At 38.1% G+C, this 20,157-nt stretch carries 22 protein-coding genes; 6 read left to right on the top strand and 16 right to left on the bottom strand.

Going from position 1 to position 20,157, the window contains the following annotated elements:
• Positions 1 to 526 precede the first annotated feature (526 nt).
• Entirely contained in the window at positions 527 to 877 is a 351-nt protein-coding gene (gene acpS / locus J2Z23_RS04955) for a holo-ACP synthase (protein ID WP_057981997.1), read from the bottom strand.
• Between the two features lie 240 nt (positions 878 to 1,117).
• Here acpS and J2Z23_RS04950 point away from each other — a divergent pair, with 240 nt between their 5' ends.
• Positions 1,118 to 1,717, top strand: coding sequence for a rhomboid family intramembrane serine protease (locus J2Z23_RS04950; RefSeq protein WP_057981995.1), 600 nt, complete (start codon positions 1,118 to 1,120; stop codon positions 1,715 to 1,717).
• Positions 1,718 to 2,018: 301 nt separating this feature from the next.
• Here the strand turns inward: J2Z23_RS04950 and J2Z23_RS04945 are convergent, their stop codons facing one another.
• The 6 genes from J2Z23_RS04945 to J2Z23_RS04920 all read right to left on the bottom strand — a co-directional run bounded on the left by J2Z23_RS04945 (position 2,019) and on the right by J2Z23_RS04920 (position 10,125).
• Complete coding sequence (locus J2Z23_RS04945; protein ID WP_057981993.1) at positions 2,019 to 3,518, bottom strand: PH domain-containing protein; 1,500 nt, start codon at positions 3,516 to 3,518, stop codon at positions 2,019 to 2,021.
• Entirely contained in the window at positions 3,511 to 3,993 is a 483-nt protein-coding gene (locus tag J2Z23_RS04940) for a PH domain-containing protein (RefSeq protein ID WP_057981992.1), read from the bottom strand. The genes J2Z23_RS04945 and J2Z23_RS04940 overlap by 8 nt, the downstream gene beginning before the upstream one ends.
• 587 nt (positions 3,994 to 4,580) lie before the next feature.
• Positions 4,581 to 6,023 carry a degradosome RNA helicase CshA gene (cshA, locus tag J2Z23_RS04935; protein ID WP_209973375.1) on the bottom strand — a complete coding sequence of 481 codons (1,443 nt, stop codon included), beginning with the start codon at positions 6,021 to 6,023 and terminating at the stop codon, positions 4,581 to 4,583.
• A 199-nt stretch (positions 6,024 to 6,222) separates the two neighbouring features.
• Positions 6,223 to 7,590, bottom strand: a complete 1,368-nt coding sequence (locus J2Z23_RS04930; RefSeq protein ID WP_057981988.1) for a UDP-N-acetylmuramoyl-tripeptide--D-alanyl-D-alanine ligase — start codon at positions 7,588 to 7,590, stop codon at positions 6,223 to 6,225.
• A gap of 286 nt (positions 7,591 to 7,876) precedes the next feature.
• Positions 7,877 to 8,950, bottom strand: a complete 1,074-nt coding sequence (locus J2Z23_RS04925) for a D-alanine--D-alanine ligase (protein WP_064467521.1) — start codon at positions 8,948 to 8,950, stop codon at positions 7,877 to 7,879.
• Positions 8,951 to 9,336: 386 nt separating this feature from the next.
• Positions 9,337 to 10,125: a hypothetical protein gene (locus tag J2Z23_RS04920; RefSeq protein WP_238456051.1), complete on the bottom strand. Its 789-nt coding sequence runs from the start codon at positions 10,123 to 10,125 to the stop codon at positions 9,337 to 9,339.
• A 653-nt stretch (positions 10,126 to 10,778) separates the two neighbouring features.
• On the opposite strand from J2Z23_RS04920, the gene J2Z23_RS04915 reads away from it, so the two are divergent.
• Positions 10,779 to 12,071 (top strand): hemolysin family protein, encoded by a 1,293-nt coding sequence (locus tag J2Z23_RS04915; RefSeq protein ID WP_057982039.1) that lies wholly within the window; start codon positions 10,779 to 10,781, stop codon positions 12,069 to 12,071.
• A 168-nt stretch (positions 12,072 to 12,239) separates the two neighbouring features.
• On the opposite strand, the gene J2Z23_RS04910 is transcribed toward J2Z23_RS04915, so the two are convergent.
• From J2Z23_RS04910 to J2Z23_RS04900, 3 genes are read right to left on the bottom strand one after another with little or no spacing between them, the layout of a single operon-like run.
• Positions 12,240 to 12,515 carry a hypothetical protein gene (locus J2Z23_RS04910; RefSeq protein WP_064467520.1) on the bottom strand — a complete coding sequence of 92 codons (276 nt, stop codon included), beginning with the start codon at positions 12,513 to 12,515 and terminating at the stop codon, positions 12,240 to 12,242.
• Between the two features lie 13 nt (positions 12,516 to 12,528).
• Positions 12,529 to 12,894: a hypothetical protein gene (locus J2Z23_RS04905; protein ID WP_064467519.1), complete on the bottom strand. Its 366-nt coding sequence runs from the start codon at positions 12,892 to 12,894 to the stop codon at positions 12,529 to 12,531.
• A complete protein-coding gene (locus tag J2Z23_RS04900) occupies positions 12,891 to 13,142 on the bottom strand; it encodes a hypothetical protein (protein ID WP_209973373.1) in 252 nt (83 codons plus the stop codon). Before J2Z23_RS04900 ends, J2Z23_RS04905 begins: the two co-directional genes overlap by 4 nt.
• Positions 13,143 to 13,197: 55 nt before the next feature.
• Here J2Z23_RS04900 and J2Z23_RS04895 point away from each other — a divergent pair, with 55 nt between their 5' ends.
• A complete protein-coding gene (locus J2Z23_RS04895; protein WP_209973371.1) occupies positions 13,198 to 13,551 on the top strand; it encodes a transposase in 354 nt (117 codons plus the stop codon).
• Entirely contained in the window at positions 13,541 to 13,714 is a 174-nt protein-coding gene (locus tag J2Z23_RS04890) for a hypothetical protein (RefSeq protein ID WP_165589564.1), read from the top strand. The genes J2Z23_RS04895 and J2Z23_RS04890 overlap by 11 nt, the downstream gene beginning before the upstream one ends.
• A gap of 687 nt (positions 13,715 to 14,401) precedes the next feature.
• Here the strand turns inward: J2Z23_RS04890 and J2Z23_RS22550 are convergent.
• From J2Z23_RS22550 to J2Z23_RS04880, 3 genes are all read right to left on the bottom strand, one after another.
• Positions 14,402 to 14,551, bottom strand: coding sequence for an Lmo0850 family protein (locus J2Z23_RS22550; protein WP_191967372.1), 150 nt, complete (start codon positions 14,549 to 14,551; stop codon positions 14,402 to 14,404).
• Positions 14,552 to 15,218: 667 nt separating this feature from the next.
• Positions 15,219 to 15,581, bottom strand: a complete 363-nt coding sequence (locus J2Z23_RS04885; RefSeq protein WP_057981981.1) for an SCP2 sterol-binding domain-containing protein — start codon at positions 15,579 to 15,581, stop codon at positions 15,219 to 15,221.
• 198 nt (positions 15,582 to 15,779) lie between these two features.
• On the bottom strand, positions 15,780 to 16,274 hold the full coding sequence (locus tag J2Z23_RS04880) for a helix-turn-helix domain-containing protein (RefSeq protein ID WP_064467517.1): 495 nt from the start codon (positions 16,272 to 16,274) through the stop codon (positions 15,780 to 15,782).
• Positions 16,275 to 16,850: 576 nt separating this feature from the next.
• On the opposite strand from J2Z23_RS04880, the gene J2Z23_RS04875 reads away from it, so the two are divergent.
• A complete protein-coding gene (locus J2Z23_RS04875; protein ID WP_209973369.1) occupies positions 16,851 to 17,009 on the top strand; it encodes a hypothetical protein in 159 nt (52 codons plus the stop codon).
• A 201-nt stretch (positions 17,010 to 17,210) separates the two neighbouring features.
• On the opposite strand, the gene J2Z23_RS04870 is transcribed toward J2Z23_RS04875, so the two are convergent.
• Positions 17,211 to 17,927, bottom strand: a complete 717-nt coding sequence (locus J2Z23_RS04870) for a peptidylprolyl isomerase (protein WP_209973367.1) — start codon at positions 17,925 to 17,927, stop codon at positions 17,211 to 17,213.
• A gap of 172 nt (positions 17,928 to 18,099) precedes the next feature.
• Here J2Z23_RS04870 and J2Z23_RS04865 point away from each other — a divergent pair, with 172 nt between their 5' ends.
• Positions 18,100 to 18,741 carry an SDR family oxidoreductase gene (locus J2Z23_RS04865; protein WP_209973366.1) on the top strand — a complete coding sequence of 214 codons (642 nt, stop codon included), beginning with the start codon at positions 18,100 to 18,102 and terminating at the stop codon, positions 18,739 to 18,741.
• A 78-nt stretch (positions 18,742 to 18,819) separates the two neighbouring features.
• Here the strand turns inward: J2Z23_RS04865 and J2Z23_RS04860 are convergent, their stop codons facing one another.
• Together J2Z23_RS04860 and J2Z23_RS04855 are read right to left on the bottom strand one after the other, a co-directional pair.
• Positions 18,820 to 19,179, bottom strand: coding sequence for a DUF2512 family protein (locus J2Z23_RS04860; protein ID WP_057981974.1), 360 nt, complete (start codon positions 19,177 to 19,179; stop codon positions 18,820 to 18,822).
• Between the two features lie 61 nt (positions 19,180 to 19,240).
• On the bottom strand, positions 19,241 to 20,077 hold the full coding sequence (locus tag J2Z23_RS04855; protein WP_057981972.1) for a metallophosphoesterase: 837 nt from the start codon (positions 20,075 to 20,077) through the stop codon (positions 19,241 to 19,243).
• Positions 20,078 to 20,157 lie beyond the last annotated feature (80 nt).

Genomic DNA, 20,157 nt, shown 5'->3' with positions numbered 1-20,157 from the left:
TTTGGTGGAACATCGACTAAGATCGCCACGTCCTGTGGCAACGCCGATGAACTCACATCCTTTGTGAGCTTCTCGGGGCTAGGCGCTGGAGCTAGTCTAATCACTAGCCCATTTTTACACCTACTTACACCATGAAAAGAAGAGAGAAGATTGCTATGAAACCATTGATCTTCACACTGTTAATCTTTGCGACCGATCCGCTCAGGTGTGGCCATCATTCCACAGACAACATTCATCTCTCCCAACGCATTAAAAATATATGAGACAAGTTTAGAGATTAGACCTATATTTTAAGAAAACCATATGCCCTGTTTTATAACTGGACGACTTAATGGCATGAGGCTTATCGATTCCACATCCCGTAACCCTTTCCTTATATCAACTGAGGGTTAAATTCCGTTGCCCCTAAACTAGATATCCCAAAGTACTAAAGACAAGTAGACTTTGAATTTTTGAAGGATTGAAATGCAAGTTTATGAGCTACTGGCCCATAATTCGTTTGAGTAAGCATGATGACTTCTCTCCTTTAATCCTCAATAATTACTTGAGCTGCCGCATATTGTTCAGTATGTGTAATAGAAAGATGGGCTTTTCCAAATAGTGGTTTCCTAATTTGTGGTTTTCCAAGAGTATCAGGGAGAATTTCAATATCTAAAAATGAAAGTTGAGAACCAATCCCCGTCCCCCTTGCCTTTGCATAAGCCTCCTTAGCTGCAAAACGACCAGCGAGAAATTCTACCTTTCTTATTTCCCCCAACGCGAAATAAATTTCCCTCTCTGCTTCCGTCAAAACTCTGAATGGGAGTTTATTCTGTCTTTTAGACACTGCTTCTATCCTATTTATTTCCACAATATCTAGACCAATGCCCTTGATCATTTCTTTCCCTCTCTTCTAAAAATATTAGCTATAGCGTATGTATAGTACAAAAGTTGTTCTATTTTCTTCCATGCTTTATGCTAAGAATAAAGGTACAATGTGACGTCCCATATCCGCTAGCGATGCATCTCTGACCATGAGCATATAAAGTTCGAGGTGTTGCTAACACTTACAGTCGTATCTAATGTTCATATTCGATATAAATACAAGGTTTCCTTAATTGGAAAGGAGCTATAAAACATGTTCGTTAGAACTGAAAACTTTAAGCAATTTTTAAAATTATATCCGATTATTTCAGCGATCATAGCGATTCAAATTATTTTGTTTTTAATGTTCAATATTCCTATCTTTCCAGGAAACTTATTATTTGAGTCCTTGGCTGGAGTAAACTTATTTATTCGTGACGGGGAATGGTGGCGCTTAGTTACGCCAATTATTGTGCATGTCAATTTTTCCCATCTATTATTTAATTCCTTTTCACTCGTGTTGTTTGGGCCTGCACTTGAAAAAGCTTTAGGTAAATTCCATTTTATTATTGTTTATTTGTTCAGTGGAATTGGCGCGAACCTAGCCACTTTATTAATCCATCCACCTAATTATGTCCATATTGGTGCCAGTGGAGCAATTTTTGGTTTATTTGGAGTTTATTTAGCGATTATTTTATTTAAAAAGGAATACATGCCTAAACAGGGAAAACAAGTGATTCTACCGATTGCTTTAATTAGTGTGATCATGACTTTTTTTACCCCAAATGTGAATATAACTGGGCATATTTTCGGCTTAATTAGTGGGCTGCTAATCGGCCGCATCCTTCTTCATTTTCGACCGATTCGCTTTTAATAGCATGATGCCTTATAATCACCTACACAAAGCGAAGATTGGATCACATGTCCCCAGTCTAAGCTCATAGCCATACAATAAACAAACATTTAAGATAAGGAAAGTGGCTCTCACTTTTCATTCGGGTCTTTTAGACTGACCAAGGACCTAGAGCTGGACAAGACTAAGAATTTAGAAGTGTCCGTAGCAAGCACTGAAGTTTACTAGTTGCGGCGCACTAGAACTAAAACCAATATTAGCCGAATTTTATACTTCCCTATCCTTTTAGAAAGGCTGTCAGCAATTTCGCTGACAGCCTCTACTATCCTTCCGGGTCCTCCATTTTTGCCTCATCCCTCTGCTGTTGGTTCGGCAAATACCATTCATATATTTTTCGTGCATCTTCCTCTTCCAAATGTTTCACAGCGGCGACACCCCCACCTCTACTCATCACGAAGGTTCCAATTGTTGCTAATTGAGCTCGTTTTTGGAACCAATTTACAGAGTAATCCACTGATTGGATGCGGTTCTTTTGCAAGTAGACAGTATGTTGCTGAATGTCTCTATATCGTAAAATAAGCTGATGCCCTGTTAATTTCCAGGCGGCCGAACGATACTGTAATACTCCCCATCCCCACATGAGTCCGATTAATAGAACAGCCAAAAGGCCATAGGGCCATAACCAGATTGATAAACCAATCGTGATTAATGTCATCATCACCATTTTAACAAAGAAATACCGTCTTTGAGCTCGCTTAGGTGCTGAATGATATTCCTCTAGGAAAATATATTCAGGAAGCCCATTCTGTAATAATCGTGCAATCTCACTTTTCTTTACAATGGGTATTAACATATCATCTGCTTTATTTTCATCTATGATCGATCCGCCAGCGTATTCAACCGAAACACTCGCATATCCAAACGGTTGCCTGAAGAGACTTTCCGAGACTCTCAAGGCTTGAATACGATGAACTGGAATGGTAGTCGTTCTTTTTTCTAAAAGTCCACGGGTAATTACTAGTTCGTCATCGACTAAACGTAAGGTAAAATCATTATATTTTAAATATGCCCAAGCAACTGATAGAAGCCATGCAATGAATAATGCAGCAAGTACAGCTAAGCTTATAAGAAGAAATCCTGTTTTTACAATGTGAGCCATTTCATTAAAGATCTCATCAAAGGGAATTATGTCCGAGAATTGCCCAGCGAATGCAACAATTGCTGCAATGATAACTCCTGCTCTTCCTGACGTTGAGGCAAAGAACAATAACTGTTTGCGAGTGATTTTATATAAAACCTCTTTATTTTTATTCTTTCCCTCTGCTTCCGTTTCCGCTTTCTCCTCTGGAAGCTTTCCTAACGATTTTGCTTCTGCAATCATCTTTCTAATTGCTGTTGCCTCTTCTTTTTTAATGGCTGTCATGTCAGCCTCTGCCTCGTCCGCCCCTCCTGCTGCCGTTTCTACAGTCACTTTCACTAAACCAAGTGGCCGATGCAAGATAGTTTCGGAGAAATCAAGACTTTGAATTCTTTCAAATGGAATATATCGTTTCTTCTTTACAAATAGGCCATGCTCAATTCTTAATTCATTATTTTCAATTCGATATGTATAACGAATCCATTTGATAAAACTTGTTCCAAAAATGAATAAAAGTAAGAGAGCAATGAACAAATATGGACTCCAACGTAACCACTCATTTTCATATGAATCTTTAAAGAAAAAGATGAAAAAGTAAACAGCTATAGGCACAATGACATCCTTAATACTTTTTATGATGGTCAATAGGATCATAATTGGGTGGAGTCGTTTTGGTTCAGACATCATCTTCCGCCACCCTTGCCAGGCGTGAGATCGCATGTCGCATCTCTTCTGCCTCCTGTAAATCAACAGCTGGAATTTCATGCTGTGTCGCTGCGGTTGAGATTTGAATTGTGGCTAAATCATATTTACGAAGCAAAGGCCCTTGTGTCGTGTCTACATGCTGAACTCTAACCATAGGGACTAAAGTGCGAGTAATAATAAAAATGCCGTGTTGCAATTCAATCTCCTGCTCTCTCACCTCATACCGCCAACGTCGCCATCTAATTGTTGGGATCGTAAAAATATTTAATATTGTTAATACTACAACAATCCCAGCCGCAATATAAACAATCCAAAGCGGCCATTCTAAAAAGTAAAAGGCGACTCCTGCTCCTAGAACAACAATTAATATAATAATAGAATAAATAGCTCCTGTGATCCGCCATACTTTTAACCCACGTGCAGAAATTCGCTTTGCTGGTTGTTCCCCACTCATCCGTCCAACCTCCTTAGTCATTTACATTAGATATACGTTTCCTCATATAATATAGTTTCAAATTATTTAAGGTATACACTATTTTGAATTCTTCGTGCTATACAATAAAAAAGCAATCGGATCGGCCCGATTGCTTTTTTATCATTACTAGGCACAGAGGACTGTGATTTATTTTTGATCGCTTACTATTTTTAGCGAGGCCTACAGGATGTAGGTCAGAGCGGCGTTGTGCCAGGGACGGCACGCCTTTAGCCGTTCATCCTTTGAAAAATTTGTACGTCGCTGGACAGTCGTCTCCGCTTTTCGTTGTCCAGCTCCGACTCCTAGCTGCTAGCAAACTTTCGGTACCTTCCTACGATAAGTCAACATCCATTCGCTTTTCAAGCTCATGGTGTTTCCTTTATCTCGTCAGGTCCCTAAAAAGTTTGTACGCAGCTAAATAGTCGTCTCCGCTTTTCGTTGTCCAGCTGCAGGCGGTAGGGGCTCGGGGTCAAATAACCCTGAACCTATCAAGGGGAAATTCACCCCTTTCCAGGTTCAGGAACATTTGCCTGTCGCCCCTAGGCAACCGCCTTTCGCTTTTCCTATTACCGGCGGCCGCTTCTACGTTGAGGCTTGCGGTTGCCTTTATAGGATTGTGAACTTGATTTTCCACGACGGTTGCGATTTCCGCCACCACCGCCACCACGATAAGAGTCACGTTTGGAAGGAAGAGGTCTTTCTTCCGTAATGTGAACTGGTGTTTTATCAGGCTCTTTTGTAATAGTTTTTAATGCTGCTGCCACGATCGTCACAGCGTCTTGATATTCAGTAAGAAGTTCATTGGCAACTGCTTTATATTCATCAAGATTGCCTTCTTTAATCACTGCTTCTATTTTTTCCATGGTCATGCGTTGCTGACCTTCTAATGCTTCATCCCAAGTTGGTGGGCGCATTGGTTGCATCCGTTTTTTAGTTGTTTGTTCCACAATTCGTAGATAACCCATTTCACGCGGGCTAACAAAAGTAATCGCCATACCTTCTTTTCCAGCGCGTCCAGTCCGACCAATTCGATGGACGTAACTTTCAGGATCTTGTGGAATATCATAGTTATATACATGGGTAACACCAGAAATATCCAATCCACGTGCAGCTACATCAGTCGCAACAAGCACATCGATTTTTCCTTCTTTAAACTTTCTAAGAACGGACAAACGTTTTGCTTGGCTAAGGTCACCGTGGATACCTTCTGCTGCATACCCTCTAAGTGTTAGAGCATTCGATAACTCATCTACGCGGCGTTTTGTACGACCAAAAACAATAGCAAGCTCAGGGGATTGCACATCAATCAAGCGAGCTAGAACATCAAATTTTTCTCTTTCATGGACTTTCACGAAATATTGCTCAATCAATGGAACAGTCATTTCTTTTGCTTCGACACGGACTGTTTCTGGGGATTTCATGAAACGTTCAGCGATTTTGCGAATCGGAGTAGGCATGGTTGCAGAGAATAGCAAAGTTTGCCTTTCATCTGGAACACTTTCCAAAATTGATTCGATATCGTCAATAAATCCCATATTAAGCATTTCATCTGCTTCGTCCAAAACAAGTGTATGAACTTGATCTAACTTCAACGTTTTACGCTTAATATGATCCAAGATACGTCCTGGAGTTCCCACAATAATATGGGGACCTTTCTTTAATGCACGAATTTGGCGTTGGATATCTGATCCACCGTAAACCGCTAGTACGCGTGCACGTGCATCTTTCCCAATTTTAAATAATTCTTCTGATACTTGTATAGCAAGCTCCCTAGTAGGGGCAATAATAATTCCTTGCACATGCGAACTTCTTACATCGATCTTTTCGATCAATGGAATTCCGAATGCCGCCGTCTTTCCTGTACCAGTTTGCGCCTGCCCTATTAAGTCTTTTCCTTGCATGCTTAATGGAATGGTCTTTGCTTGTATTGGTGTTGCTTCCTCAAAGCCCATTCTATTAACTGCTTTTAAAAGCGCTGGGCTTATATTCAAATCTGCAAACTTCGTCAATGCTTCTCAATCTCCTTTGATTCCTTCAAATTGAGACAATTCTGTCTCACTACTTTATTTCCCAGTCCCTTTGCCATAAAACATCCTTAAGAACATGGTTCAATGCAAAAAATTGTAAACGATGGTGATAATTTTATCATTAAATGTTAATGAATACAATTTTACATGAGGCGAAACTTCTATATTAACAATAAAAAGGTTATTTTTCTATAGTTTCAATCATTTCCTCTAATTTCGCTCCACGTGATGCTTTAAAGAGAATATATTCATTCCCTTCTATTTTTTCCGTTAGTGTTTTAATTAATTCATTTTTCTCCATAAAGTCAAATACTCTATCTTTTGGAAAATGTTCACGAGCTCCTTCGGCAATGTATTTGCCAAGCTTTCCATAAGTAAAGACATATTTTATTGTTTCCGGGCTCAATTCCATCCCAATTTCAAGATGATAATCCTTTTCCTGTTCTCCAAGCTCTAGCATATCTCCTAGAACGACAATTCGGTTGTGTTGATCTCCTATTGTCACAAACATCGATAACACAGCACGCATAGATGTCGGGCTGGCATTATAAGCATCATTTAAAATCTTCGTCCCCTTTATTCCCTTATGCCATTCCATCCTCATATTGGATATTTTAACTTTTTTTAATCCTGCCTTAATTGCGTCATCAGAAATTGTAAATTCTTTTGCTGCACTGATAACCGCTAGAGCATTCATCACATTATGTTTGCCGGAAATTGGCAGAAAAAATTCCTTACCCTTTAATGTAAATTCGTTTCCTTTTTCATCTAAATGAATTTTTTCTGGATACACATCATTAATGGAAGTTTCTCCAAATGTTTGTGTACGAATTCCTTGAACAATGCTTACTTTTTCTTGTAAAAGTGGCTCTTCACCTGGAATAATTAATAAACCATTTTCGGCAAGACCATCCACAATTTCAAATTTCGCTTCTGAAATCGCCTCTCGTGAGCCTAAATCCTGTAAATGAGCTTCGCCGATATTCGTAATAATCGCCACATCTGGTTCGGCTATTTTAGAAAGGAGTGAGATCTCTCCTTTACTACTCATTCCCATTTCAAGAATAGCAATTTCAGTGTCTTCTGCCATATGAAGCAAAGTATAAGGGAGACCAATATGGTTATTAAAATTCCCATCTGTTTTATGTACCCGATACTTTTGTGAGAAGACAGCTGCTGCAATATCCTTTGTTGTTGTTTTCCCGTTACTACCTGTAATTCCAAGCACTTTAACTGGTAATTGTTTTCGATAAGCATGGGCCAATTCTTGTAAGGCAACTAAGGTGTCCTCTACGACCAAAACAGGAATGTCCTCAGGGGGATAGGGCATATCCTTTTGCCATAAAACAGCTCCAGCCCCCTTGGCAATCGCATTATCAACATATTGATGGCCATCCGCTTTTTCCCCTTTTAACGGAATAAAGAGATTTCCTGCTTTAATCATACGGGTATCAAAGGCAATCCCCTGGATAGTATGTTCCTTATATTTTGTTACATCATTTTCTATCTTTAACATAGTAGCCAATTGTTCCACTGTTCGGTGTATCATATAGATCCCTCCAATAAAGCACAGCTGCCCTAATCTTTATAAATGCTAGGACAGCTGCTAATTTATTTTCATCTCATAGTAGTATGAACATTGTTAGTCGCAAATCTAACCGTATGAGGGAATATTTCCCCTTCCTGATTCTAGAACTTAATTGTTCTTCCTTCATAAAAAGCTCGCAGGATCTCAGTTCATCGGCGTTGCCACTAGGAAGTGGCGCTATTAGCCGCTCGAACGTAGCTGTTCTTCCTATATTATCCCCTAGGTAACCGCCTTCCGCTTTTCACATTCATTCAAATGTATGGATGATGTTTTGTTTTTCCTTATGACGTTCTAGCGCAAGATGGACGAGGCGCTCGATAAGTGTTGGGTAATCAAGATCTGTATGTTTCCATAGAAGCGGGAACATACTGACTGGAGTGAAACCAGGCATAGTGTTCACTTCATTGATTAATGTTCTTCCTTCATTTGTAATGAAGAAATCTGCCCGTACAAGACCTGCACAGTCTAAAGCTTGGAAAGCTCTCGTTGCCATATTGCGTATTTCTGTATATTGTTCGGCAGAGATATCCGCCGGAATAATTAAATCAGTGTCTCCATCAGAATATTTGGCTTTGTAATCATAAAATTCACTCTTAGGGGCAATTTCACCAGCAACAGAGCATTCTGGAAAATCATTACCAAGTAACCCTACTTCAATTTCCCTTGCTGTGACGCCTTCTTCTACAATAATTCTTCGATCATACTGGAAAGCTTCGGTGAAAGCCTTTTGTAATTCTTCTCGATTTTCACTTTTACTTATTCCAACACTTGAACCAAGATTCGCTGGTTTGATAAAACATGGGTAACCAATTTCTTGTTCTACCTGCTCATAACAACGTTCTGGTGAAGCTTCCCATATGCTTTTTGTAAACCAAGTATAGTTGACTTGATCTAAACCTTCTTGGGCAAACAAATTTTTCATAATCACTTTATCCATACCTGCCGAAGATGAAAGTACACCATTTCCAACATAAGGAAGGTTTAACAACTCAAGCATTCCTTGGACTGTACCATCTTCTCCATTTGGCCCATGCAATAATGGGAACACGACATCAAATGTTTGACTGTCATTAGTAGAAAGTATTGTGGATAGAGCATTAGCTCCAATTCCTTCAGTTTGTTCAAACTGAAGTTCTTTGATCGTTTCAACTGGCTCCAAGAGTTCAGGTCCCTTGCGCCATTCTCCTTCCTTTGTAATAAAGATTGGATGAATAGCAAACTTTTCTGTATCTAAAGCTTGAATCACTGCTTTTGCTGTTTGAAGAGAAACTTCATGTTCTGCTGATTTACCACCGTATAATAAACAAAGATTAATTTTCATCAAAAAATCCTCCATCATTTACATATGTCATCTATTTTACCACGGATGACTATGGAATCTAAACACTTTCTAATTGTTCATGTATAAAAACGAGACGCCTTCGGTACATAGATGTTACAATTTCCAGCCTAAATATATGGCTTCTGTGTCACACATTTGGAAAGAGATTCCTTTCCAAATGTGAGTTTCCATAATAATGTAACTCCAAAAGCTCACTGAGTGGTGGCTATTTTGGTAACTTAACAAGCAAATAAAGAAATCCGACGTTTTCCCGTTTGGTTGAACCTACCTTAGTAGTATATGGGCGTTTTTTCGAAGCGTACCGTTAAAATGCCGCAAAAAAATGTGGAGCCACTTTAAGTAGTTCCACATGTTCTGAAGATCCTTTAAGCTAACACTTGCATTTGGGTCAGTGCTTGCCATTCTCCTGTTTTTCGATCTAAAACAATTTTACCATCAGGCCGTTGGTGCTCCGCTAAATATTCAAATTCTGTTGCCATTGAATCCATGTCATAAAAATCTCCTACAATCCAAAGTGGTATCTCAATGACTGACCGATTTCTATTTGCCTTTTCAATTGAGATGACTAATCCCTCTTTCATATCATTTGTAAAGGATCGGAGGATTTTCCCGGGAATCGCAGGTACAATTTTCTTCTTACGGAAATTTAAAAATGATATCTCACGTTGATTGGTTATTTTCCGAGAAATCACGGCCCCTAACATAGAATAAAAAGGCTCCCAAGATTGATAATACGTCTTATTCAACCAGCCATCGTCCCCAGTCAAATAGACAAATTGGTTCTGAAGCTTCCGATAAAAGGGTTGTTTTAGATGATCCTTAAAATGGCCCAAGTATAAAATTTCAGCTATTTCCTGTCCACTTAACTGGTTAAGATATTCCTCTTCTGAGAAATCTAACCAACAGAAATCTCCATAACCTTGCACATCATCTGTCGCGAGCTTTTTCAATATTTCCTCATCTACATATTCAAGGAGTAAATGCATATTGAAATGACATTCTTCAAATTTGTGGCGAATTAACAAGAGATTTGGCAAATCCAAGGGAATTCCATCAATAAAATCAGAGAAAGTAATTCCCGATGATATAACAAAACGATCGGAGTCGTTCATATGAATATAAATGATATTTTGATTTTTTATAGGATTATTCAAAAAACAACCCCCATCCCCATAGATGAACTATTATCATACCTGTTTTAGCTGATCCTTATTATATCATAATAGGAATACATACCTACATTACAAATATGTATCAAGTTTTTAGAATTACAGAAGAAGATAATGTATAAACCAATGCAAGACGAAGTAAAGGAGAAAAAATAAAGTATTCACGTTACAAATTATTTCCTTCTATGATTGAAGTCCCCTATTTTGGGTAAAGTAAGAGAAAGTGAACTACTCACCACTTAATTTTCTAATGATAATTTGAAGTGGGAGCTTCTCCGTTCCACGATGAAAGCAACCTTCCATCTCCCTGTGCGTTGCTTCCCGCCGTTCCAGCGGTAGATATCCGACAGTTTCAGAGGTTCTTTCGTTACCTTGGATATTTTACGCACAGAAGGACAACTTGGTTTTCTTATATTTGATTCTGTGCGACCCTATATATCCCGTTATCAAAGAACGCTTGTACTTATTATATCATATTTTTATGAATAGTAAGTAACTTTGGCTTACGCCAACCGAAATTCATCTTCACCTTATCGTTGGGCTACGTCCCGCACACGATTGAAGATGAAGCTATTAACTTTAAATCTGAGGAGGTGAAATCTTGCTTTAAGTAGTTTAGCTTGAGGCAAGATACTCCATTGCTTTTTTTAAATATTTTTCTTGTCATTTTACTAATTGCTTTAACTGCATTCTTCGTTGCCTCTGAATTTGCCATTGTAAAAGTCCGAAGTTCTAGAATTGATCAATTAATTGCTGAAGGTAATTCTCGGGCAATTACAACAAAAAAACTTTTAGCCAATTTAGATGGTTATTTATCTGCTACCCAACTTGGTATAACTGTTGCAGCTCTTGGTTTAGGATGGCTTGGTGAGCCTACAGTGCAGGCATTATTTAAGCCTATATTCGAAAAATTACCGATTGCCGATTCCTTTGTAAAGATCATTTCGTTTGTTCTAGCATTTACTATTGTTACTTTTTTCAATGTTGTAGTAGGAGAATTAGCTCCCAAAACGATCGCAATTCAAAAAGCGGAGCAGGTTGCCATAGCCGTTTCAGCTCCACTCATCTTTTTTTACAAAATTATGTATCCCTTTATCTGGATTCTTAATCATTCAGCCAGATTTATTGTAAAATTATTTGGCTTTAAACATTCCTCAGAAAACGAAATTGCCCATTCTGAAGAGGAGTTGCGAATTATCCTTTCAGAAAGTCTAAAAAGTGGTGAAATTAATCAGTCAGAATATCGTTATGTTAATAAAATTTTTGAATTTGACAATCGCATTGCCAAGGAAATTATGGTGCCTAGGGTGGAAGTTTATACAATTGAAAGGTCTGCTTCAATTGAGGAAATTCTGGAAACAATCAGGCACGAAAGATTTACCAGGTATCCAGTAATTGATGGAGATAAAGATTCCATCATTGGCCTCGTCAATGTAAAAGAATTTCTGACCGACTGTATACATGGAGATTGTCTCGGTGATGAGCCCATTACAGCTTATGTGAAACCAATCATTCGAGTAATCGAAACAATCCCTATCCAAAGCCTTTTAGTGAAAATGCAAAAGGAAAGAACTCATATGGCTGTTTTGCTAGATGAGTATGGTGGGACAGCTGGTATTATTACAGTAGAAGATATTCTTGAAGAAATTGTGGGAGAAATTCGCGATGAATTTGATTCAGATGAGCTCCCAGAAATCCGTGAAATTGCCGAGGACCATTATGTCTTTGAAGCAAAACTACTTATAGAGGAAGTAAATGACATACTAAATATTCACCTACTTGAAGATGAGGTAGATACAATCGGCGGCTGGTTATTGACACAAAAATATGACTTACACGAAGGAGATATTATTGAAGCAGACGGATACCAATTCAAAGTCCAGGCTATGGAAGGTTCCCATATTAGTACAGTGGAAGTAAGAAAGGTGTAGATGGCTTTGCGGCTCCTCTACACCTTTCCGTACATCGCATTATTTCACACTAAAAAGCTCTACTTCCATCCATGTATGGAATCTCATTTTATTTCCCCAAATTATTGAATGTGGTGTGATCGGGATTGGAGCGTAAATAACCCCCTTCACCCCCGCGCCAATATCCATCTACAAGGTACCATCCGCTTTTACGTATGGCTTCACATAGTGTGGATCTACTGTATGCAGATTACAAGTTGGTATACTGTACTTACCAATTTGTGATAAAGGATCAGGATGATTAAAAACGACTTCGTTTTGGCCGTTTGTAGAATGCACATGCTGACTAAAATATTCCGCGGGTGATAGCAGCGGAACTGCCGGCTGTTCTATTTGAAAAACATCATCAAAACTTTGCATTAAGGAACTTGATTCATCATTCGAAAAAACATTTGGATCATTCAAGACCAACTGCCTCCTATCTTAATAATTTTTGTTGATTCTCTAATTGCAAAAGTGCCTCTCTATACTTTACTTGCGTTTCTTCCTCTGTAGTAACTCCTTTGTGTAATTGATCTAACTTTTGTAAAAGTGCTTGTTCATGCATTTCACTTTTATTTTGAAAGACTAGATTTGTTTCATTTTCTATATGGGAAATCGAAGAAACCACATAATTCTCAACTTCTTTATAGAATCGAAAATGCACCTCTTGCAACTTTATTGTTAAGTCCGCTAACAATTTAGGTTTTAAGTCTTCAAGCTGTTTTTGCAGGAGTTTTTTCTGTATGAAGGGTAGCCCAGCCATCCCAATTATGGGCATGAACATCGGTGCACCAAGCGTCAATAAAATTGACTTGCCCCCCCAACAATCACCCCAGAAGTAACCAAGGAATCAGAAGGCTTTTCCACCTTAAACGTCAAATCCCCATATTCTTTTGACATGGGCATATGGATCCCAGATTTCACTTGTAGTTGCTCTTCAAATGCCCTACTTAAACCATTTGAAATTTCTCCCTCTAATCTTCGTAATAACTCAAACATCATTGGCGAGTAGAGTTCGATCCAATTTTTTAATTGACGTTTTAAATTCATTGGAATTTCAGTTTCAAAAAAGGAAGCAATATCATTTCCCCTGTATATCTACCGCATGACAGCTAAAGAACAGAGACGTCAGGAAAAACGGATTAATAGGCGCAGTCAGACAAAACCAGGAAAGATTAAACAAAAATCTAGGGACCTTTCCGATGTTTCCATTCATGTGACTAATTTACCTATAAAAGTCCCTGCTTCAGAAATTTTTGAACTGTATCGTTATCGCTGGCAAATTGAACTTCTCTTCAAGTCTTGGAAATCTGATATGAAAGTGGCTCAGTATCGAGAAATGAAGTTGGAAAGGATGGCAATGTCACCTGTATGCAGAGTTGATCACTTTACTAATAAGTGTGCTTATGACATACCAGCTACGCATTTATTTTTGGGAGGAAAAACGGATGATTCTTAGTGAGCAAATTGCGATGAGAGAAGTGAGCGAACAATTATGGGGTTTATGGCAAGCACGCGCAGCACCAGGCTGGCGAACGGCTATAAAAGATTTACTCAAAATTCTAGCCAGCATTGGCCGAAAAAATGTGAAAGGCCCCGGTCCAATTGGCTGGCTAGCATAAATAACACACCTTTTTTAAAAAAGGGAGAAATGGGGTTTATTGAGCATGCCCTCATTTCAAGGTTAGTTTTACAGTTCCCGTTTTTTGAAAAGGTAAAACTGATTTTTGGTAAATTATTAAATTTACTAAAGTAGAACTATAGGGAAATAGACCAAGAAAAGGCTTAAGTTGACGTATATGGTCGCCACCTTCCTTTAATTAAGAAAGTTAAGAAAACACATTGACTAACAATTCAATCTCCTTTAACAAAAACGTTCGTGTATTGATCATTAATAAGCAATGATGAAATGGACTCTATTTTTTTGATGGGTTATTATAATTTCCGAAGAATAAAAATATATGAAGAGAAAGGTTTAAAGGAAATTGAAGTCTGTCACAGGGATTTTATCCTCTTTAGTTGGATAAGTTTAATATGACAGATAAAGGTAGGTTTCACATATAAAACATCAAGCATGGGTAATAAAAGCGGGATTAAAGCAAGATACTTTAAATCTTTGATTTGGAAGACGTTGAAAGCACGATCATATCATCTGTATTTTTTTGGGAGATTTCCAAGCAGAATATGGGTTAAAGATATTTTTAAAATACGCTATATAACGGGCTACTAAATTGCCTTCATCATGAAACATATAAACAAACAAAAAAATAAACTAGACATGTCAAAATGTATGCCCAGTTTATTTTCCCTTATGAATGTAGCTCAGGGTATTTCCGAAGTCTATCCACATTTTCAACTACCTTACTTAGTTCTAATCTAGACTTCGTTTTCGATATTTTTACACCAATCTCCGATAGACTACATATCATTTTCTGAAGTTGGTCATGATCTCTTTGCAAGAAGATCCACCTCTTTAAGATTTGACATCTTAGTTATATTTTACCTCAAATTCTAGTGACTGTATATCGTTTTTTAAAAGCTTAATGAATTTGTCAACTATTTTGTCCTAACTTTTATTACTTTACCCAAGTTACTTGAATATAATCACGATTTATGTAAGAAATTAAAAAGTTTCTGCAAGTAAATATTAATATATTCCTACAACTTTCCTAAAGTATGTACAAATCCGTGGCAAATCTACTTTCACATAAAAAAATAAAAACGAGGCTGGGACAAAAGTGTTTTCGCTTGAGTAAAGTCCGAACTATTAGCGTGAAAATAACCCACTCCGGAAATATACTTCGCTTCCGAAGGCCTACAGGATGTGGGTCATGCAGGCGTTGCGCCAGGACGGCGCGAACTTAGCCTGCTTTCCCTAGTGTCAAGCCTCCTCAGGCTTCGCCTTCCGGGGTCTTGTCGGACTCTTACTTCCCGCAGGAGTCTACGTATATTTCCTCCGCTAAGGTAATGCAATATTCGCTTTTGAGGCTTAGCATTTTAGTTATGTCCCAGCCTCGGGTTGCCACTGCCTATTCAGCTCTATGTTTAGTAGGTCATAACATACTAATATAATATTTATAGCATTCCAATTTATGAAAGGGATAGATGAACTAATTTTTATTCACTTTAACAATAATTATCCTTATACTTCTTCATTAACATTTCTAGCTTTAAAGCTAAGCCAAGACTACCATCTACTTTTATTTTTCCCATCATATAAGCCTTTGTACTATTAAGACAGCCGAAAAGGAGCTGTTTGAATTCATTAAAATCCATTGCAATTCTACATTCAGAGTTATAAGGGGCTCCCTTTTCCACCGAGACCCTTCCTTTATTTAAAATAAGCTGATAAGTACCATTTATTTCTCCAGATAGATCAAACTGATAAACACATTCAGAGTCTTGATGTGGATCGGGATGCTTATTCATCATGCGGGTAATCTGCTCCCATATCTCATCGATGGACTGATCAACAAAATTTATGGCCATGTATTCAAATCCCCCTCATATTCTTAATGCCTCTATTATAGCATGTAGGCGCATACAAATATGTAGACTTTACATAATTCTCCTATAAAAATTACCATTTTATGGAAATACCTAATAAATAGGATCATTTTTTCTAGTATTTGCAGCACCTAATATGGAGGAATAAAAATTGGCCAAATGAAATTTGACCTTATCGCTCTATCTCTTACCAACTAAAGGATTTAACGGTCCTAGGAAAGCAATCCCCTTTCGTTTCTTCTTTTTACGAGATTCTTCGATTAAGCGAAATAATTGTTGTTCTCTCTCCCTTTCTTCTATTTTCTCTGTCAATATTTCCACCTGCTTAACAAGATGCCGATTCATTTCTGTCAGCGAAGCTTGTTGGACTTCTAATTCTTTGATTTGAGCAATAAATTCCTGCAGATCATTCGATTGTGATGATGATGGAATAGCCTTTCTCCCTTGTCCTACCATTGACTCTGCCGCTGCTTCAACTGACAAGCCTTCTTCCATTTTTTTTAACATAGAAGATAAGATTTCTAAATCTTCCCCTTTAAAGATCCGCCCATTATTATGTTGACCACGTTCGAATTCATATCCCTTTGCCTCTAATAAAGCCGCATACTTTCTTAAAGTACTCACACCAACACCTAGGTTTTTCGCCGCTTCCGAAGTAAAAAGTGACTGTTCCACTAAATCCCTCCCGATATTCTTGTTATTCTAAATTTTCAATGGAATGCTTCATATTTCCTCTCTCTAAAACTGTCACTTAAAGAGAGGTTTTGTCATTCACACCAAATAGTTTTCGGGGCATTTTTGGGTATTTTTTACTTTCAGCAACTTTTGACAAGAACTCGTTTTATTCTTAATTTGAACACGATTCACTCATTTTCATAATAAAGTTAATAGCATTAAATCCGAACGACGTTGATTTACGCTCCAGGTATGCTTTCTCGGAGGTCTGCCGGATGCTGGTTACGCAAGTGTTGCGCTTTAAGCTTGCCGGTGGATTGAGCCTGTGTTCTTTGTCGGCGAGCTTGCTCCCGCTATCCTGCGGCAAGCTAATTCCCTAAGAGTCTCCAGCTTCCGCTTTTATCAACTGAGTTAGGGAAATACATGGAGTAACAATTTAGTCTTCTTAAATAATACCGTTCGTGTGTTTAACATCGATACAATTATGAATTTAATCCGCTTAATGTTAAACACTGACTTATTATATTGATAAAAGTGGAAATTAGAATGAGGGGGGGTGATGCATGTTTGCCTACAATGGCAAATTTAATAATGCAAGAGTTCATGTTAAATTTACAGACAGAGGATTCAAATAATGAGGGAGCTAGTAAGGAAAGATATGAGCAAAAGCGTCCTCACCTTCCAATCAATCCTAGGAGTAATACGATCAAAATGTATTCAATACGGCTGGGATAAAACCATGCTTCACCATTATCTCAGAAGAGAAATATATGTAGACTCTGCGGGAAGTATAAGTTCGGCAAGAGCATAGATCTCATGCCTAAGGAGGATTGACACTTGCCCACGAAAAGCAAGGTATAGTTCCGTAGCGGGTTTATATACCGTAGTCGTTCGTTTTTTTCTTTGGTGAAGACATTTTAGTCCCAGCCTCATTATCTAGTTTTGATATCTTGGATCAGAGTGGTGGATAAAATTATAGCCATTACCATCTGCCACCGCATCAATTTCATCAACTAAATCATAGTCACTAAACCATGAATCTTTTACTACAGATAATTTCCGATAGGCTTTAGCTGCTTCATCATATTCATCTGCAGGAATAATCCGAATTCCGATTTGGTATGTTGTACTTTGGGCCGCTCCATAAGCTTTTAATAATGCTTGCTCAAACTGCTCACCCTTAACATCTCCCGTATCTTTCACAATCATATGTGCTGAGAAATATGCTGGTTGATATTTTTCGACATAGTCCTCGATCGTAATCGATTTATCGGTTTCACCGGCACTTCTTGCTTTCATAATAAAAGTGTATGTTTCACTCTCTATCCCTAAAGGTTCTAATTCGCTTTTCATCATGTCATTGAATTGATCACTTATTAAAACAGGAATATATCCATCCCCTACTAATTGGCCATCTTTTGTCATGATCGCTTTGAATGACAAGTTTTCATTTTCCTTTGGATGGACATATGTTGTCACCGTATCATTCGTTGCAGTTCCATATCGTTGACCAATATGGGTAACTACAAACTCTTCTTCATACTTTTCTTCTAACAAGTTTACCATTTGCTCTGCCTGTTTTTCATTTAGAGAGCTACAGCCTAGTAAACTGAGGAGGAAGAAAGTACTTAAGAGCATTCTTACTTTTTTCATTATATTCATCCTACTTTCTTTATTAAATAACATTCCTTATTATAGTAGAATTTTTAATTCTATGGGTCTTGTACGACTTTTTAAAGGGTATATAAAGAATGGTAGGTTTTTATAGTGTTGTTTAAATGGGAGAATTTACGGAAATTGTATAATAAAAAGGAAGTGAACTGGAATGAAAGTATTAATTGTCGGAGCAAATGGTTATACAGGTCGGTTGATTATAGAATATATAGCTACTCATACAGATGATCATCCATATGCAATGGTGCGGGACGAGAAACAGGAAAAAGAGTTGATGGAGCTGGGAGCTGTTGAAGTTATTGAAACAGACCTCGAAAAAGAAATTGATCAAGAGATTACGAAGGGAATGGATGCCATCATATTTGCAGCTGGCTCTGGGTCTCATACGGGTGCAGATAAAACCATTGAGATAGATCAAGAAGGAGCGAAAAAGATCATTGACTCAGCAAAAGAAAACCATATCTCCCATTTCGTGATGCTCAGTTCTATTGGAGCAGACGAGCCACAAGGACCCCTTGAACATTACTTAGCTGCAAAAAAGGAAGCGGATGACTATCTCATCAATAGTGGACTGACATACACCATTGTCCGCCCTGGAGGTCTCACTCATGACCCCTCAACGGGAAAGGTAACGATTGCGGAGAAATTAGACATTGTCGATGAGCGTCAGATTCCTCGTGAAGATGTGGCCCATATTCTAGTAGCTTCCTTGCACATTAAAACGACAAAAAATAAAATATTTGAAGTCATTTCTGGTGATAAAGACATAGAACAAGCATTAAAAATGATGTAAGCGAAAAAAGACAAGCTCCTACTTTTAAAGATAACGGCGAAAACTTGGCCATTCCTTTCAAAGAAGGAGCTTGTTTTTTTAATAGGACGGTTCCTTTCTAGCTCTCCCGGATCCGAGCAACCATAAATGGACAAAAAACTCGATAGCTGTTAACACCACCGATGTGAGCACAACACCAAAAATCGTCACATAGGCATCTTGGTAGTAATAAGCGAATGTATACAGAAAGATCGCAGAGATGACAAAGTCAATTACAAGGGATACCCAAAAAGTCTCTTTCTTTAATAAAGCCCATTCTAATAGATGGCCAACAAGGGCTAGCACAACACCGGTTACAATCGGTTGATAAAGATAGGGAAAATGAACCCCTGGTAATATTTTAGATGCAAGAATTAAAACAATTGGAACCACAATAATCTTTAGTAGAATATTTAACATGAATAGTGCCTCCTTTTACCTATATGAAAAGGATGCCTATTTATGATGAAATTATACGTTTTTAAATGGTTTTCAAGGTAACGGCGATTATTTCGGGGCGATTGAAAATACGATAAGGAAAAAGGCTATTACCCAGTCCCCTACTAATAATCATAGTAGTCTTTCCTTCTTGATGTTCGCCCGAGGTATAGCGAGGGAACCAGCCTTGGCCTGGAGCAATCAAGCCACCCAGTCCTGGAAGACGGATTTGTCCACCATGAGCATGGCCACTAAACACGAGATCCACCTCATTTTCCACATAAACAGCCATTAATTCTGGACGATGAGAAAGAAGAATAGTATAGCTTCCTTGAGGAACAGACGAAAGTGCCTCTTGTACCATTTGTCCCATTGCCTTTTCTGGTTGTTGCTCCCCCGCCATTAACGGATCGTCCACTCCTAAAATTGAGATAACCTGATGATCCCTCTTTAACTGGATCGCCTGATTCCGCAGCACATGGACACCAAGAGAAGATAAAGTCTCTGTAATTTCATCCACTTGATTAATGGCAGCTTCATGATTTCCCAAAACAAAAAAGACGTCCGTGTATGCAACTAATTTTTCAATCAAATCGCGGCTGTTGGCTAAATCATAGCGATTACTATCAACTAAATCTCCTGTAATGACAACCAAATCAGGTTCTGCCTTTTTTATCTTATTCATCAACTTTTCTTGTTTCTTCCCAAAAGTCGCGTCCTGTAAATCGGAAATCTGAACAATTTTTAAACCATCAAACCCTTTTGGAATTTTTTTAGATTTAATTGTATATCTTGTGGTTTGAATCCACGCATTATTCACCTCTAAAAATACCCAAAAAACAAATAAACAAATAAACAGGATAACTATTTTTCGAACCATACAATTATTCCCTTCAATGCAAAAGAATGTACTATTACTATATTTAAAATCATGACATGGTATGAATAACTTTGCAATGA

Origin of the sequence: Lederbergia galactosidilytica, from assembly GCF_017873565.1 — a bacterium.
Classification (GTDB): Bacteria; Bacillota; Bacilli; order Bacillales; family Bacillaceae_C; genus Lederbergia; species Lederbergia galactosidilytica.
The sequence above is the reverse complement of the archived record's forward strand: the minus strand, read 5'-3'. Positions and strand labels throughout refer to the sequence as shown.

Bases quoted from the DNA above. Each gene is read 5' to 3' on its own strand.
- J2Z23_RS04900 (WP_209973373.1), bottom strand. From the start codon at position 13,142: ATGAATTTAAAACGTCAATTAAAAAATTGGATCGAACTCTACTCGCCA.
- acpS (WP_057981997.1), bottom strand. From the start codon at position 877: ATGATCAAGGGCATTGGTCTAGATATTGTGGAAATAAATAGGATAGAA.
- J2Z23_RS04890 (WP_165589564.1), top strand. From the start codon at position 13,541: ATGATTCTTAGTGAGCAAATTGCGATGAGAGAAGTGAGCGAACAATTA.
- J2Z23_RS04895 (WP_209973371.1), top strand. From the start codon at position 13,198: ATGACAGCTAAAGAACAGAGACGTCAGGAAAAACGGATTAATAGGCGC.
- J2Z23_RS04870 (WP_209973367.1), bottom strand. From the start codon at position 17,927: ATGAAAAAAGTAAGAATGCTCTTAAGTACTTTCTTCCTCCTCAGTTTA.
- J2Z23_RS04855 (WP_057981972.1), bottom strand. From the start codon at position 20,077: ATGGTTCGAAAAATAGTTATCCTGTTTATTTGTTTATTTGTTTTTTGG.
- J2Z23_RS04930 (WP_057981988.1), bottom strand. From the start codon at position 7,590: ATGATACACCGAACAGTGGAACAATTGGCTACTATGTTAAAGATAGAA.
- J2Z23_RS04860 (WP_057981974.1), bottom strand. From the start codon at position 19,179: ATGTTAAATATTCTACTAAAGATTATTGTGGTTCCAATTGTTTTAATT.
- J2Z23_RS04950 (WP_057981995.1), top strand. From the start codon at position 1,118: ATGTTCGTTAGAACTGAAAACTTTAAGCAATTTTTAAAATTATATCCG.
- J2Z23_RS04945 (WP_057981993.1), bottom strand. From the start codon at position 3,518: ATGTCTGAACCAAAACGACTCCACCCAATTATGATCCTATTGACCATC.
- J2Z23_RS04865 (WP_209973366.1), top strand. From the start codon at position 18,100: ATGAAAGTATTAATTGTCGGAGCAAATGGTTATACAGGTCGGTTGATT.
- J2Z23_RS04940 (WP_057981992.1), bottom strand. From the start codon at position 3,993: ATGAGTGGGGAACAACCAGCAAAGCGAATTTCTGCACGTGGGTTAAAA.
- J2Z23_RS04875 (WP_209973369.1), top strand. From the start codon at position 16,851: ATGGCAAATTTAATAATGCAAGAGTTCATGTTAAATTTACAGACAGAG.
- J2Z23_RS04925 (WP_064467521.1), bottom strand. From the start codon at position 8,950: ATGAAAATTAATCTTTGTTTATTATACGGTGGTAAATCAGCAGAACAT.
- J2Z23_RS04885 (WP_057981981.1), bottom strand. From the start codon at position 15,581: ATGGCCATAAATTTTGTTGATCAGTCCATCGATGAGATATGGGAGCAG.